At 38.9% G+C, this 14455-nt stretch carries 12 protein-coding genes; 10 read left to right on the top strand and 2 right to left on the bottom strand.

What is annotated here, in order from left to right:
* Positions 1 to 3: 3 nt before the first annotated feature.
* Both BGC7_RS12270 and BGC7_RS12265 read right to left on the bottom strand, forming a co-directional pair.
* Positions 4 to 1431 (bottom strand): TldD/PmbA family protein, encoded by a 1428-nt coding sequence (locus BGC7_RS12270; RefSeq protein WP_050701898.1) that lies wholly within the window; start codon positions 1429 to 1431, stop codon positions 4 to 6.
* Between the two features lie 10 nt (positions 1432 to 1441).
* A complete protein-coding gene (locus BGC7_RS12265; RefSeq protein ID WP_050701897.1) occupies positions 1442 to 2812 on the bottom strand; it encodes an MATE family efflux transporter in 1371 nt (456 codons plus the stop codon).
* 497 nt (positions 2813 to 3309) lie between these two features.
* Between BGC7_RS12265 and lysS the strand changes: the two genes are divergently transcribed.
* From lysS to BGC7_RS12215, 10 genes are all read left to right on the top strand, one after another.
* Positions 3310 to 5037 carry a lysine--tRNA ligase gene (gene lysS, locus BGC7_RS12260; RefSeq protein ID WP_050701896.1) on the top strand — a complete coding sequence of 576 codons (1728 nt, stop codon included), beginning with the start codon at positions 3310 to 3312 and terminating at the stop codon, positions 5035 to 5037.
* Positions 5038 to 5062: 25 nt separating this feature from the next.
* Entirely contained in the window at positions 5063 to 6061 is a 999-nt protein-coding gene (locus BGC7_RS12255; protein ID WP_050701895.1) for an NAD(P)H-dependent glycerol-3-phosphate dehydrogenase, read from the top strand.
* Positions 6062 to 6072: 11 nt separating this feature from the next.
* The gene (locus BGC7_RS12250) at positions 6073 to 7419 is read left to right on the top strand and encodes a glucose-6-phosphate isomerase (RefSeq protein WP_050701894.1); all 1347 of its coding nucleotides are present in this window, start codon (positions 6073 to 6075) and stop codon (positions 7417 to 7419) included.
* Between the two features lie 78 nt (positions 7420 to 7497).
* Positions 7498 to 8526 (top strand): dual-specificity RNA methyltransferase RlmN, encoded by a 1029-nt coding sequence (gene rlmN / locus BGC7_RS12245; protein ID WP_050701893.1) that lies wholly within the window; start codon positions 7498 to 7500, stop codon positions 8524 to 8526.
* 16 nt (positions 8527 to 8542) lie between these two features.
* Positions 8543 to 9625 (top strand): 4-hydroxythreonine-4-phosphate dehydrogenase PdxA, encoded by a 1083-nt coding sequence (gene pdxA, locus BGC7_RS12240; RefSeq protein WP_050701892.1) that lies wholly within the window; start codon positions 8543 to 8545, stop codon positions 9623 to 9625.
* Positions 9625 to 10320 carry a sugar phosphate nucleotidyltransferase gene (locus tag BGC7_RS12235; protein WP_050701891.1) on the top strand — a complete coding sequence of 232 codons (696 nt, stop codon included), beginning with the start codon at positions 9625 to 9627 and terminating at the stop codon, positions 10318 to 10320. The genes pdxA and BGC7_RS12235 overlap by 1 nt, the downstream gene beginning before the upstream one ends.
* A gap of 32 nt (positions 10321 to 10352) precedes the next feature.
* Positions 10353 to 11216 carry a hypothetical protein gene (locus BGC7_RS12230; protein WP_050701890.1) on the top strand — a complete coding sequence of 288 codons (864 nt, stop codon included), beginning with the start codon at positions 10353 to 10355 and terminating at the stop codon, positions 11214 to 11216.
* A gap of 18 nt (positions 11217 to 11234) precedes the next feature.
* Positions 11235 to 12152 (top strand): CDP-alcohol phosphatidyltransferase family protein, encoded by a 918-nt coding sequence (locus BGC7_RS12225; protein WP_050701889.1) that lies wholly within the window; start codon positions 11235 to 11237, stop codon positions 12150 to 12152.
* 2 nt (positions 12153 to 12154) lie between these two features.
* Complete coding sequence (locus BGC7_RS12220; protein ID WP_050701888.1) at positions 12155 to 12880, top strand: HAD family hydrolase; 726 nt, start codon at positions 12155 to 12157, stop codon at positions 12878 to 12880.
* Between the two features lie 251 nt (positions 12881 to 13131).
* On the top strand, positions 13132 to 14427 hold the full coding sequence (locus BGC7_RS12215; protein ID WP_050701887.1) for an inositol-3-phosphate synthase: 1296 nt from the start codon (positions 13132 to 13134) through the stop codon (positions 14425 to 14427).
* Positions 14428 to 14455 lie beyond the last annotated feature (28 nt).

The following is a 14455-nucleotide window of genomic DNA, read 5'->3' as shown; positions in this document are numbered from 1 at the left end:
GTTTTATTCTCCTCCTACAGTTAATTTGCTTACCAATACAGATGGAAGTCCTTGCCCTACAGGGGCACCTTGTCCATCTTTGCCACAAGTCCAAGCTCCTTCGTCTATTTTCAGGTTATCTCCTACCATTGTTATGTCGGAGAGTGCCTTTGCGCCGTTACCGATTATGTTTATATCCTTTATTGGTTGGGTAAGTTTTCCGTTTTCTATCAGGTAACCTGTCTTAACGAAGAATGTAAAGTCTCCGGCTCCTATCTGTACCTGTCCATTTGTGAAGTTGTCTACATATACTCCCTGTTTTACAGATGCAATAATATCTGCTTCCGGTATATTCCCCTCTTCCATATACGTGACGCGCATTCGAGGGATAGGTGCAAATCTGAATGATTGACGTCTTCCGTTTCCGGTAGGTGATACTCCGTAATATTTAGCACTGATACGGTCATGCAGATAGCTTTCCAAAACACCGTCTTTTACTATATACGTTTTTTGACTGTCTATACCTTCATCGTCGAAATTTATTGCACCACGTGCAAATTCGATAGTACCATCGTCAACAACGTTTATGTTGGGTGAACATATCTGTTTTCCTAGTTGCTCCGAGAATATGGATACTTTTTTACGGTTGAAGTCAGCTTCGAAAGTATGTCCGATAGCTTCGTGTAGCAATATACCGGAGCTTCCTGCTCCCATAACCACAGGCATTTCACCCCCTTTAGGCTTTACAGCCTCGAACATAAGAGAGGTTTGGGTAACAGCTTCTTTTGCTATAGTTTCTATCATTTCCTCAGTCAGAAACTCAAAGCCTTTACGATATGCACGTGATGAATAACCGTTCTCAAGTTTACCGTTCTGCTCCATTGTGCAAGATCCGGACATGATACTCATCGGACGGTAGTCCCATGTTAGTGTTCCTTCCGAATTGAAGAACAAGATATATGATGTAGAATCACTCAGATTTACAGTGGCTTTCACTACCCTGGAATCGAGTGAGAATATATAGTCGTTCAGTTTCTGTACATATCCTTTTTTATCTGCAACAGATACATCGAGCCAAGGGTGAGATACCTTATAGTAATTCTTGTGATGAGTTTCTTTTACCTCGATAGGGTTTTCCATCTTAGTGGAAGAAAGTGCTATGCTGGCAGCTGTCCTGGCAGCTTTCAGAAGATCCGAAATGTTTGTGTTTTCCACATATGCGTAGCCTGTCTGGTCTCCAGACACAACTCTGACTCCGGCTCCATAGTCTATATTAGACGATGCTCTGTTTACCTCTCCATCTCGCAAGCCTATACTGTTGCTATAGGTATGTTCGAAAAAGATGTCGGCATAGTCCCCTCCTTTACTCAAAGCCTCGGCAATTACTTTTAATAAATCACTTTCTGATACAGAAAAGTGTTCGAGCATAAATTGTCTGTCTTTATAATTCATCGTCTATAATCTATAATATTTCTGATGTACTTATTTTCTTAAAGGTTTTTATCTGCCATATAAACATCATGGCAGTCAATAATGTTGCAAGGAAATCAGCTACCGGTATTGAAGCCCATACTCCATTCAGTTCGAAATATTGAGGGAGAATGAATAGTGCAGGCAATAATATCAAAAACTGGCGTGTAAGGCTTAAGAATATTGATTTTCCTGCCATACCTATACATTGAAAAAAGTTGGTGACCACTATCTGAAACCCTACCAACGGCAACATAAGGGTAACTATGCGTAAGGCTTTAGCCGATTCGGCAGCTAATGGAGGAGAGGGGTTGAATGGTTTTACTACTATTTCGGGTAAGAGCAATCCTATTGCCAGTCCTACGCATCCTATAATGATACCTACCTTGATTGTATAGTTAAGAGTTTCTTTTACCCTTGTTATCCTTTTGGCTCCATAATTATATCCTACTATAGGTTGCATACCCTGTGTTAGTCCTACCATTATCATTATTATTATCATAATGAGAGTGTTTGCAATTGCAAAAGCTTCTATGGCAATGTTGCCTCCGTATGTCCTGAGCTTGTAGTTGATAAAGAAAACAACTATGGATGATGCTACCTGAATAAAGAAAGGAGACATACCGATGCTTGTTACTGCCCACACTATCTTCGGATCTAAACCTATGTTCTTTCTGCGTAAGCGTAGCATGCTGTTTGCGTTCATGAAGTGATACATAACAAAACATAACCCTATGAACATGGATATAATGGTTGCAATGGCAGCTCCTTTGATTCCCCATTTCAGCACAAAAATGAAAATAGGAGCAATGATAATGTTTGCTATAACTCCGATCAGCATTGTGTACATTGCTTTGGCCGGATAACCGGATGCCCGCATCATGCTATTGAAGTTGAAGCACATAGTGAGAAAAATATTCCCCGGAAGATAATATTGCAAAAACTCTTTTGCATAAGGGAATGTTTCTTCTGTTGCTCCTACTGTTCTTAGTATAGGATCGAGGAATATAAAGAGTAATGTAACCAATGTGCCCGTAAATAGGAGAGTCATAAGGAAAGAATTTCCAATGATTTTTTCAGCAGTTTCTTTATCTCCTTTTCCTAAACAAATGGAAATTCGGCTGGCAGAACCTGCCCCAACGAGCATACCTACAGCAGCGGTAAGATTCATTACGGGCAAAACTATGCCAAGCCCACCTATAGCATGGTCTCCCAGATCGGGGCCGTGTCCTATATATACACGGTCTATGATATTATACAGAGCATTAACCATCGTTCCCACGATGGCTGGCAGAGCATATTGCCAAAGTAATTTGTTTATTTTTTTGTTCTCAAGTTCGTCAATGTTTGCGGTTTTCAACATTCTGATTATAGCTTATATCGTTAAGGAGATCAGTCTCCCATCTTTAATAGGATGCAAAGGTACAAATTCTATGCTTAGTATGATGATATTCTTAAATAACAAAATTCTTATTAATTTACTTTCATTAGAAAAGTGTTATGAACACTATTGAGCCTTATCTGTAATAGTAAATAGTGATGATGTTTAGATAGGGTAAGAACGAATATTCCATCTTGTTTATAAAGAAATCTATAAAGTTTTATCTCCTTTTCTTTCTGTTTCGTGTTATATACTTAGTCGATTTATTTTATATACAACGTTTTATTGAAAAAGATAAAAATAGGGGATAAAATATATTAAAATTCAAATTGTTAAATTATGAAGGAATCTAGGCTCTTTTGTTTATTAAACTAGGATAGAATGTTGGATTGTAATTATATTTTTTAACTTTGCGAGGTTATTCTTTTATGAAAAGAGTTTATAGTTTGTAAAAAATAAAATCTGAAGATAGATTGATAATGAATATATTGGAATTGAGCGAACAGGAAATAATTCGCAGACAAAGTTTAGAGGAATTAAGAGAGTTGGGAATAGAGCCGTATCCGGCTGCATTATATGATGTAAATGCATACTCAAAAGAAATAAAGGAAAGCTTTAAGGATGATGAAGAGCGCCGTTATGTATCTGTAGCAGGACGTATAATGGGACGACGTATTATGGGGAAAGCTTCTTTTGTAGAGTTGCAAGATACAGAAGGGCGCATTCAGGTATATATATCCCGTGACGATCTTTGTCCCGACGAAAATAAAGATTTGTATAACGTTGTTTTCAAAAAACTGCTTGATATCGGAGATTTTATTGGTATCAAGGGGTTTGTATTTCGTACACAAATGGGCGAAATATCTATTCATGCCGAGGAATTAACTGTTTTAGGTAAATCTCTACGTCCTCTACCTGTGGTAAAGGTGAAGGATGGAGTGACTTATGATGGCTTTACCGATCCTGAGCAGCGCTACCGTCAACGCTATGTAGACCTAATCGTGAACGATGGAGTGAAAGACGTTTTCCTGAAACGAACTAAAGTGTTCAATTCAATGCGTGATTTTCTCAACGGCCATGGATATATAGAAGTTGATACTCCTGTTTTGCAAAGTATTCCGGGAGGAGCTACTGCTCGTCCTTTTATTACACATCACAATGCTTTGGATATCCCGTTGTATCTCCGTATTGCAAACGAACTTTATCTGAAACGTCTGATTGTCGGTGGGTTCGATGGAGTATATGAGTTTTCTCGTAACTTCCGCAACGAAGGAATGGATCGTACCCACAATCCCGAGTTTACAGTAATGGAGTTTTATGCAGCCTATAAGGACTATAACTGGATGATGGATTTTACAGAGCGCATGCTTGAAAAAATCTGTACAGATGTGCATGGAACTACTAAAGTGAAGATGGGAGAAAATGTTATTGACTACAAAGCACCATATCCACGTGTGACAATGATAGATTCCATAAAGCATTTTACTGGTGTTGATATCAGTGGTATGGATGAATCTCAGTTGCGTGAGGCTTGTAAACAGCTTGGAGTGGAAGAAGATGCTACTATGGGGAAAGGAAAACTGATAGATGCTATCTTCGGCGACAAATGTGAAGGAAATTATATACAACCTACATTTATAATAGACTATCCTGTGGAAATGTCTCCACTGACAAAGAAGCATAGAAACAATCCTGAACTTACCGAGCGTTTCGAACTGATGGTGAACGGAAAAGAGTTGGCCAATGCCTATTCGGAGTTGAACGACCCTATCGATCAGCGTGCCCGTTTCGAAGACCAGCTGAAACTGTCTGAAAAGGGAGATGATGAAGCTATGTTCATCGACCAGGACTTCTTGCGTGCTCTCGAATATGGTATGCCTCCTACAAGTGGTATCGGTATCGGAATGGATCGTCTGGTGATGTTTATGACAGGACAGGAAAGTATACAGGAAGTTATGTTCTTCCCTCAGATGCGTCCTGAAAAAGTAACCAAGAAAGATGCTGTTGCAAAATATGTTGAATTGGGAATCGCAGAGGATCTGGTTCCTGTGATACAAAAAGCCGGTTATGTGACAATAGAAAGCATGAAAGATGTCAATTCTCAGAAGATAAGACAAGATATCGGCGAAGTGAATAAAAAATATAAATTGGAACTATCTCTGCCTTCGGTAGAGGAAGTTGAACTTTGGGTGAGTAAAATTAATTAACTCTCCGATTTATAAGTTGTAAAATATGAGTTTTCCCGGTAAAATAGCGGTACTAGGCGGTGGAACATGGGCTACTGCATTAGCTAAGATTATGCTGAATCATGAGAAGCATATCAACTGGTACATGCGCCGTCCGGAACAAATAGAAGATTTTAAGAAAACAGGACATAATCCGTCTTATCTTTCCAATGTGGAATTTAATCTGGATAGAATATCTTTCTATTCGGATATTACCCAGGTTGTTGAAGATTCCGATACTCTGATTTTGGCAGTGCCGTCACCTTTTCTTAAAAGTCATTTAGAGAAGTTGAATACAACTCTTACAGATAAGTTTATAGTTTCGGCTATAAAAGGAATCATTCCTCCCGAAAATTTATTGGTTACGGATTATTTAACGCAATATTATAATATTCCTCCCGAAAATCTTGCTATCGTTGGAGGTCCCTGCCATGCTGAGGAGATAGCTTTGGAGCGCCTTACCTATCCCACTATAGCATGTGCAGATATTAAGAGAGCTTCGGCCTTGTCGGGTATATTCAATAATAGGTTTGTGAAAACATCCATTTCGCAAGATGTGGCAGGTATTGAACTGGCTGCTGTGCTTAAGAATGTTTATGCTATAGCATCGGGTATCTGTCACGGTTTGAAATATGGGGATAATTTTCAGGCAGTATTAGTCTCTAATGCCATTTCGGAGATGGAGAAGTTTGTAGATATTGTTTCTCCTACCAATCGCAATATTCAGGATTCTGCATACCTTGGCGATTTGCTGGTGACAGCTTATTCAAGTTTTAGCCGCAATCGGACTTTTGGTTCTATGATAGGTAAAGGATATTCTGTAAAAGCAGCCCAGATAGAAATGGAAATGGTTGCCGAAGGTTATTATGGAACAAAGTGTATCAGCGAAATGAATGAAAAATACAGTGTAAATATTCCGATTGCAGATATGGTATATCGAGTGCTGTATGAGAATGCTTCTGCCAGAGAAGAGGTGAAAATATTGAGAGAACAAGTATTAAAATAAACAATGGTATTATGGATAAGGTTATCAAATTAAACATCAGTAAAACGCTAGGCTTTATAAATCAGGCTGATATTGACAATCAGGCTGCTACAGCTAAAAAATGTAATCAGGCATTGCATGACGGATCGGGCAAAGGAAACGACTTCTTAGGTTGGCTCAACCTGCCTTCGTCTATCACCGATGCCGAATTGAAAGATATAGAAGATACTGCTGCTGCACTGAAAGCAAAATGTGAAGTGATTGTTTTAGTTGGTATTGGAGGAAGCTATCTTGGTTCGAGAGCAGTTATTGATTCTTTATCGAATGCCTTCGACTGGTTGCAGAAAGATCGCAAAAATCCGGTTATTCTATACGCCGGAAACAATATAGGCGAAGACTATTTAGTCGAACTATTGGCATACCTTAAGGGGAAATCTTTTGGTATCATCAATATATCTAAATCGGGAACTACTACCGAGCCTGCTTTGGCTTTCCGTATTCTCAAAGCGGAACTAGAAAGTACTGTAGGAAAAACTGAAGCGAAAAATCGTATTGTAGCCATTACCGATGCTGCACGTGGAGCTTTGTTTACATTGGCTACAAAAGAAGGATTTAAGAAATATGTGATCCCAGACAATGTAGGCGGACGCTACTCCGTACTCACTCCTGTGGGTTTGCTTCCTATCGCATTGGCGGGTGTAGATATCCGTCAGTTAGTGGCTGGAGCAGCTTTTATGGAAAAAGAAACAGCACCTAGTGTACCTTTCGAGAAGAATATAGCAGAGATATACGCTGTTACTCGTAACGAACTTTACAAAAAAGGGAAAAAAATAGAGATACTTGCAAATTTCAATCCGAAATTGCACTATATCGCTGAATGGTGGAAACAGCTTTATGGCGAAAGCGAAGGTAAAGAGCATAAAGGTATCTTCAATGCTGCAGTAGACTTTACTGCCGATCTTCACTCTATGGGGCAATGGATACAGGAAGGAGAACGCTCTATTTTCGAAACTGTAATTTCTGTCGTTCAACCAAATGAGACATTGAATGTACCTACAGATGAAGAAAATCTTGATGGTTTGAACTTTCTTGCTGGTAAACGTGTCGATTTTGTAAACAAAATGGCCGAACTGGGTACTCAAATGGCTCACGTAGATGGGGGAGTTCCTAACATAAAAGTAGAAATGCCTAAGTTGGATGCATACAGCATCGGGCAGTTACTATACTTCTTCGAAAAAGCTTGTGGAATTAGTGGTTACATTTTAGGTGTTAATCCATTCGACCAGCCGGGAGTAGAGGCATATAAGAAAAATATGTTTGCCCTTCTCGATAAACCGGGATTTGAGAAAGAAAGTGAAGCGATAAAAAAACGCATATAATATAATGCAAACAGACAGGTAGTAGCATTGCTGCTACTTGTTTGTGTTTTGTGTTCAGAGTATAAAGAAGGAAAAGTAATGGAAAATAAAAGGCATTTACTGGGAATGACTTTGGAAGAACTTCAAGAGGTTGTTCAGGAGAGTAATCTGCCTAAATTTACAGCCAAGCAAATAGCTGACTGGGTGTACAAAAAACGTGTTTTGTCGATAGATGGTATGACAAATATCTCTGTGGCAAACAGGGCTTTGTTGTCCGAGATGTATGATGTCGGCAGATATACTCCGATAGAATATCAGCAATCTGTAGACGGCACAGTAAAATATTTATTCAGAACAGAGAATGATAAACTTATCGAATCTGTGATGATCCCTGAAGATGACAGAGCAACGCTTTGCGTATCTTCGCAGGTAGGGTGTAAGATGAACTGTCTGTTTTGCATGACAGGGAAGCAGGGGTTTAATGGAAATCTGACTGCTAATGAAATATTGAATCAACTTTATTCTGTTCGCGAAGCAGAAGGGTTGACCAATGTTGTGTTTATGGGAATGGGTGAGCCTTTGGATAACTACAAAGAACTGAAAAAGACACTCGATATTATGACAGCCGACTATGGTATGGCTTGGAGCCCTAAGCGTATAACAGTTTCTACCACCGGAGTCACTCCCAAGTTGAAACTCTTTTTGGACGAAAGTTCTGCGCATTTGGCTATAAGTATACATAGTCCGCAAAAAGAACAACGGTTGTCTATAATGCCGGCAGAGAAAGCTTTTCCTATTGCAGGAGTAATGGACTTACTGAAAGAATATGACTGGACAAAGCAAAGACGATTGTCTTTCGAATATATAATGTTCGATAACTTCAACGATACATTGATACATGCAAAAGAACTTGCCCAGATGTTGAGAGGTGTCGAATGTCGGGTTAATCTGATACGGTTTCATGCTATCCCGAATGTTGATTTAAAAACATCAACTAAAGAGAAGATGGAAACATTCAGAGATTATCTGACTAATAAGGGTGTGACATGTACAATACGCTCTTCACGTGGTGAAGATATATTTGCAGCATGTGGCATGTTGTCGACTATGAAGAGTAAAAAAGAATGATATATCTACACAGATTATGATAAAAGTAGGAATAACACAAGGAGATATAAACGGGATTGGCTATGAAGTGATTCTGAAAACCTTTGCTGACATACGTATGGCGGAGATGTGCATTCCCGTATTGTACGGATCAGTAAAAGTAGCGGCATTTCATCGTAAGGCAATGGAACTACAACCTGTATCTTTCAATCAGATAGGTAATGCTAAAGATGCTGTTGAAAACAAAGTAAACGTTGTGAACTGTGTCAACGACGACATAAAGATTGAGTTAGGGCAATCTACTACTGTAGCGGGAGAGGCTGCATATTTGTCTTTAGAAAAGGCAGTGGCAGATCTTAAAAACGGAGTGATAGATGTACTTGTAACAGCGCCGATCAACAAACATAATATTCAGCGTGAAGATTTTCATTTTCCCGGACATACTGAGTATTTGGAAGAACGTTTTGGACAAGATGGCGATAAAAGTCTGATGATTCTTGTTAAAAATTCGCTTCGGGTTGCTTTGGTTACCGGACATATTCCTTTAGCCGATGTACCTACAGCTATCTCGAAAGAAAAAATTATAGAAGCAGCTACCCGATTCGAACGAAGCCTGAAACGTGACTTCAGAATAGGGAAACCCCGTATTGCGGTTTTATCATTAAATCCTCATGCAGGAGAGAATGGCTTGTTGGGCACGGAAGAAAATGATATAATTACTCCTGCCATAAAAGAATTACAAGATAAGAAGATACTCTGTTTTGGACCTTATGCAGCCGATGGCTTTTTTGGTTCAAGCGAATTCACTCGCTTCGATGGCATATTGGCTATGTATCACGATCAGGGGCTTGCTCCATTCAAGACTATGGCTATGGAAGACGGAGTGAACTTTACGGCAGGTCTGTCGATTGTTCGTACATCACCGGCTCATGGTACAGCTTATGGCATAGCGGGACAAAACCTGGCATCTGAGGAGTCGTTTCGTCAGGCCATTTATATGGCAATAGATACATTCGAAAACAGGAAAGAATACGATAAAGCATATGTGAATCCGCTTAAGAAATTATATTATGAGAAAGGCGGAGATAATGAAGTACTTGATTTAACGAAAGAGGAATAATGGATTACGCTATAATTGCAGCAGGAGAGGGTTCTAGATTAGCTCAGGAAGGGGTAACTTTACCTAAACCATTGGTAAAGCTCAACGGAAAGGAGATGATCCGTCGGTTGATAGATATATTTCTGAAAAATGATGCTTCTTCCATTAGTTTGATAGTGAATGAAGAGATGGTACAGGTTCAAGAATATGTTGCTGATATTAAGCTTGATATTCCTTTGAACGTGATTGTAAAATCTACTCCGAGTTCGATGCATAGCTTTTTCGAGTTGCGCAACTTTCTAAGGGAAGGGAAATTTTGTCTGACAACGGTAGATACAATTTTTAAAGAAGATGAGTTTTCCCATTATATAAAGAGTTTTATCAATGACGAGAAAAGTGATGGTATGATGGCTGTTACAGAATTTATTGATGATGAGAAACCTCTTTATGTAGATGTAGATGCAGATATGACTATAACAGGCTTTCTCGATAAGTCTGATTGGTGTAAATATATATCGGGTGGTATATATGGGTTGACACCTAAAGCAATAGATACCTTAGAAGCTTGTCTTGATGCGGGGCAGTCACGTATGCGCAACTTTCAGCGACAATTAGTTGCTGATGGACTGAATCTGAAAGCTTATCCGTTTGAAAAGATTGTTGATGTGGATCATGCCGGAGACATCAATAAAGCCGAACTCTTTCTGAACAGTTAATAAGAATAAATGGACCGAACTAAAATAGAACAATGTCGAAAATAAGAGTAGCAGGAGTTAAAAGAAAAACTAAATATTCCCCAAATCATATAGGAAATGATGGAATGATTTTTAGTCTTACAGCAGAACATCTCAGAAATATGGGGTATGATGTTGTTGAATTTACAGAAGCAGAATTTGTTCTGAGCGAAGAAAAAGAAAACTATATTTTCAATATGGCTCGAGACAAAGCAACGATCAACCGTTTGAAGCAATTTGAGAAAGCAGGGGCTATGATTATCAATCCTGGAACAGGAGTTGAAAACTGTAAACGTGAAGCCATGACTCGTCTATTGCTGGAAAATGATATTCCTTATCCGGCAAGTGTAATTGTAAATGTAACAGACGATCCCACTCAGGGGCTTATAGATATGGGAGCAGAAGCATTTTGGATCAAAAGAGGAGATTCTCATGCTATACACCGTGAAGATGTTACATATGCCCGCAATATTCCTGAGGTAAAGTCTATTTTGCAGGAATTTGCTTTGCGTGATATTCCTAATGCTGTAATAAATGAGCATTTGGTCGGCGATTTAGTTAAATTTTATGGAGTTGCCGATACTGACTTTTTTTATTGGTTCTATCCTTTCGATTTGAGCCATAGTAAATTTGGATTGGAAGAAATAAATGGTGCTGCACAGGAATTCTCTTTCGATGTTGAGGCCTTGAAAAAAGCCTGTGATAAAGCCGGAGAGGTATTGGACGTAAAGGTATATGGTGGAGATTGCGTTGTCGCTAAAGACGGATCTTTCAAGATAATAGATTTCAATGATTGGCCTAGTTTTGCTCCATGCAGAGATGCTGCTGCATCTAAAATAGCTGAATGTATTCATAAACAGATAATTAAAAGTAAGTAACCTAAGTTGGTACTATAGATGGAAAAGCAACAACCTTCACTAGAGTCTACTCTGAAATCTACCGATACGGAAGAATTTATAGATATTCACTTCTATCGTCCTATAGGGTATCGTTGGGCTTTACTCTTTCAAAAACTGGGAGTAACGCCGAATGCTGTTACTATTGCTAGCATATTTTTGGGGGTTGGTGCAGGTATCTGTTTCTATTTTGATGATATATGGATATCTCTTTTGGGTATTTTTCTTTTAGTGTGGGCTAACTCTTACGATAGTGCCGATGGTCAACTAGCACGTATGACTAAGCAATATTCCGCTTTGGGACGGGTGTTGGATGGCTTTGCCGGAAATCTCTGGTTTGGCTCCATATATGTTGCTATATGTTTGCGTCTCTACCCCGAATGGGGCGGATGGATTTGGGTACTTGCATGTGTAACAGGTTACTTTCACTCGAAACAGGCCGAAATGGCCGATTATTATCGTAATGTACATCTGCTTTTCCTAAAGGGTAAGGCAGGGAGTGAACTCGATAATTCTGTGGAACTTACCGAGAAATATAATCAGCTTTCGTGGGGTAAGAATTTCTGGTCGAAACTGGTTGTATTCTTCTATCGTAACTATACAACCGATCAGGAAAACAGATCACCCAAACTACAAAAAATGATGAAGGTATTGCGTGAAAAGTATGGAGAAGTTGCTCCTGAGTCTTTTCGTAGTAACTTTAGAGAGAAGAGTCTTCCTTTGATGAAATATACGAATATATTATCTTTCAATACAAGGGCTATTGCTCTCTTTGTTTCTATTCTAATTGGCTGGCCATGGCTTTATTTCGTGTTTGAATTGACTGTGTTGAATATTTTACTTGTCTATATGGTAATGAGGCACGAAAAGATATGTAAAAGTTTTATTGTAGAACTTAAAGAAGGAAAATATAAATAATCATGTTCGATCTGAATAGAGTAAAGGGGATAATCTTTGATTATGGAGGTACAATAGATAGCAATGGAAAGCATTGGGCCGAAGTTTTATGGGATTCCTACCAAGAGCACAAAGTGCCAGTGACTAAAGACCAGTTTCGCGAAGCGTATGTATATGGAGAGCGTTATTTGGCAAAAAACTATGTGATAGAGCCTCATGATAATTTTTATATTCTCTTGAAAAAGAAAGTCGATCTTCAGATTAATTATCTTATAGATAACGGATTACTTCTTGTAGGAGATAAAACTGACGCTTATAGCCTTGCTATTTCAAATCAATGTTATACCTTTGTTCAAGATTTAATAAGTAAAGAGAAACCTTTACTCGGTGCATTGAAAAGCCGTTTCCCTATGGTTTTAGTTTCTAATTTCTATGGAAATGTACAAGCTGTGCTCAGCGATTTTGGTTTACTTGAATATTTTGATGATATTATAGAATCTGCTGTTGTAGGGGTTCGCAAACCTGATCCTGCTATTTTTGGGTTGGGAGTTGAAAAATTAGGACTGCCCGGAGATTCTGTAGTCGTTATCGGCGATTCTTATACAAAAGATATTGTTCCAGCCGAAAGAAACGGATGTCAGACTATCTGGCTCAAAGGTCCGGGTTGGGGAGACGATGACGAAGATGCTACAGCAGATCTTATTATAACAGACTTCATGGAGTTGAAGACTGCCTTTCAGCTGATCTGAAAGACATGCTGTTGTACTTATTGATTTTGGTAATAATATAGAGTTGGCCGATTGCCTGTTTTAATAATGGAAGCCGTTTGTATGGCGGAAAAGCCTGGGTTAGGAGAATAAAATGAAACAAGCATCTCGACGAATCTGTACTATTATAGGGTTTTATGGAAATAAGGAGATAATATCCTTACCAAGTAGAGCCTGTGTGTTTAAAGGATTGCCGCGGGTTGCGGTGTATTTTAAAAATTTAAATTAAAAAAATGGAAAAAGTACAAGTGAAAGAAGCCAAAGGAAAACTTGGTATTCTAACTGTCGGTGTTGGTGCTGTAGCTACTACATTTATGGCAGGAACGTTGTTAACACGCAAAGGACAGGGTGTTCCTGTAGGGTCAATAACTCAATTGGCTACAATGCGTTTAGGAAAAAGAGAAGAAAACCGCTTTCCTAAAATTAAAGATGCAGTGCCTTTGGCCGATCTTCAAGATGTAGTATTTGGGGGATGGGATATCTTTGAAGATAATGCATACGAAGCTGCAAAACATGCCGCAGTTTTAACAAACGAAGATCTTGATAAAGTAAAAGATGAACTGATAGCTATCAAACCAATGAAAGCTGTTTTCGATCAGGATTTTGTAAAACGTCTTCACGGTACATGGGTGAAATCAGCTCCTACAAAATGGGATTTGATGGAACAAGTGAAACAAGATATCGAAAAATTCCAAAAAGACAATAATTGTGACCGCGTGGTTGTTATCTGGTGTGGTAGTACAGAGGTATTTACTCCTCTTGGAGAAGTACACAAAACTCTTTCTGCTTTGGAAAAAGGATTGAAAGAAAACCATAAAGATCTTGCACCTTCTAATATTTATGCTTATGCTTGCGTATCTATGGGAATACCTTACATCAATGGTGCACCTAACCTGACAGTAGATATTCCTGCAATGTGGGAACTGGCTGAAAAAACTCAGACTCCTATTTGTGGAAAAGACTTCAAAACTGGCCAGACAATGTTGAAGACTGTATTGTCTCCGATGTTGAAGACTCGTATGTTGGGTCTTAGCGGATGGTTCTCTACTAATATTCTTGGAAACCGCGATGGAGAAGTACTTGACGATCCGGGATCATTCAAAACAAAAGAAGAATCTAAATTGTCTGTTATCGACAATATCCTTCAACCCGAATTGTATCCGGAACTTTATGGAAACGTTTATCATAAAGTTCGTATCAACTACTATCCGCCTCGTGGCGACGATAAAGAAGGTTGGGATAATATCGACTTATTCGGCTGGTTGGGTTATAAAATGCAATTGAAAGTAGACTTCCTTTGTAAAGATTCAATCCTTGCTGCTCCTTTATGCCTCGACCTTGTCTTGTTTACAGACTTGGCTAAGCGTGCAGGTATGAGTGGAATTCAAGATTGGTTGTCATTCTACTTCAAGAGCCCAATGCACGAACCAAATAAGATTGCAGAACATGACTTGTTTATCCAATATGTGAAGCTAAAAAATACTCTTCGCAAAATGATTGGTGAAGAAACAGTTGATTTTATCGACTAATATAATATTTACAAAAGAGGGCGCTTCC

The sequence above is a fragment of the Dysgonomonas sp. BGC7 genome, assembly GCF_001261735.1.
Taxonomy (GTDB): domain Bacteria; phylum Bacteroidota; class Bacteroidia; order Bacteroidales; family Dysgonomonadaceae; genus Dysgonomonas.
This window is presented reverse-complemented; position numbering and strand designations above follow the sequence as displayed.

Coding starts and splice junctions, on each gene's coding strand:
- BGC7_RS12250 (WP_050701894.1), top strand. CDS start 6,073: ATGGATAAGGTTATCAAATTAAACATCAGTAAAACGCTAGGCTTTATA.
- BGC7_RS12270 (WP_050701898.1), bottom strand. CDS start 1,431: ATGAATTATAAAGACAGACAATTTATGCTCGAACACTTTTCTGTATCA.
- BGC7_RS12225 (WP_050701889.1), top strand. CDS start 11,235: ATGGAAAAGCAACAACCTTCACTAGAGTCTACTCTGAAATCTACCGAT.
- BGC7_RS12255 (WP_050701895.1), top strand. CDS start 5,063: ATGAGTTTTCCCGGTAAAATAGCGGTACTAGGCGGTGGAACATGGGCT.
- BGC7_RS12230 (WP_050701890.1), top strand. CDS start 10,353: ATGTCGAAAATAAGAGTAGCAGGAGTTAAAAGAAAAACTAAATATTCC.
- rlmN (WP_050701893.1), top strand. CDS start 7,498: ATGGAAAATAAAAGGCATTTACTGGGAATGACTTTGGAAGAACTTCAA.
- pdxA (WP_050701892.1), top strand. CDS start 8,543: ATGATAAAAGTAGGAATAACACAAGGAGATATAAACGGGATTGGCTAT.
- BGC7_RS12265 (WP_050701897.1), bottom strand. CDS start 2,812: ATGTTGAAAACCGCAAACATTGACGAACTTGAGAACAAAAAAATAAAC.
- BGC7_RS12220 (WP_050701888.1), top strand. CDS start 12,155: ATGTTCGATCTGAATAGAGTAAAGGGGATAATCTTTGATTATGGAGGT.
- lysS (WP_050701896.1), top strand. CDS start 3,310: ATGAATATATTGGAATTGAGCGAACAGGAAATAATTCGCAGACAAAGT.
- BGC7_RS12215 (WP_050701887.1), top strand. CDS start 13,132: ATGGAAAAAGTACAAGTGAAAGAAGCCAAAGGAAAACTTGGTATTCTA.
- BGC7_RS12235 (WP_050701891.1), top strand. CDS start 9,625: ATGGATTACGCTATAATTGCAGCAGGAGAGGGTTCTAGATTAGCTCAG.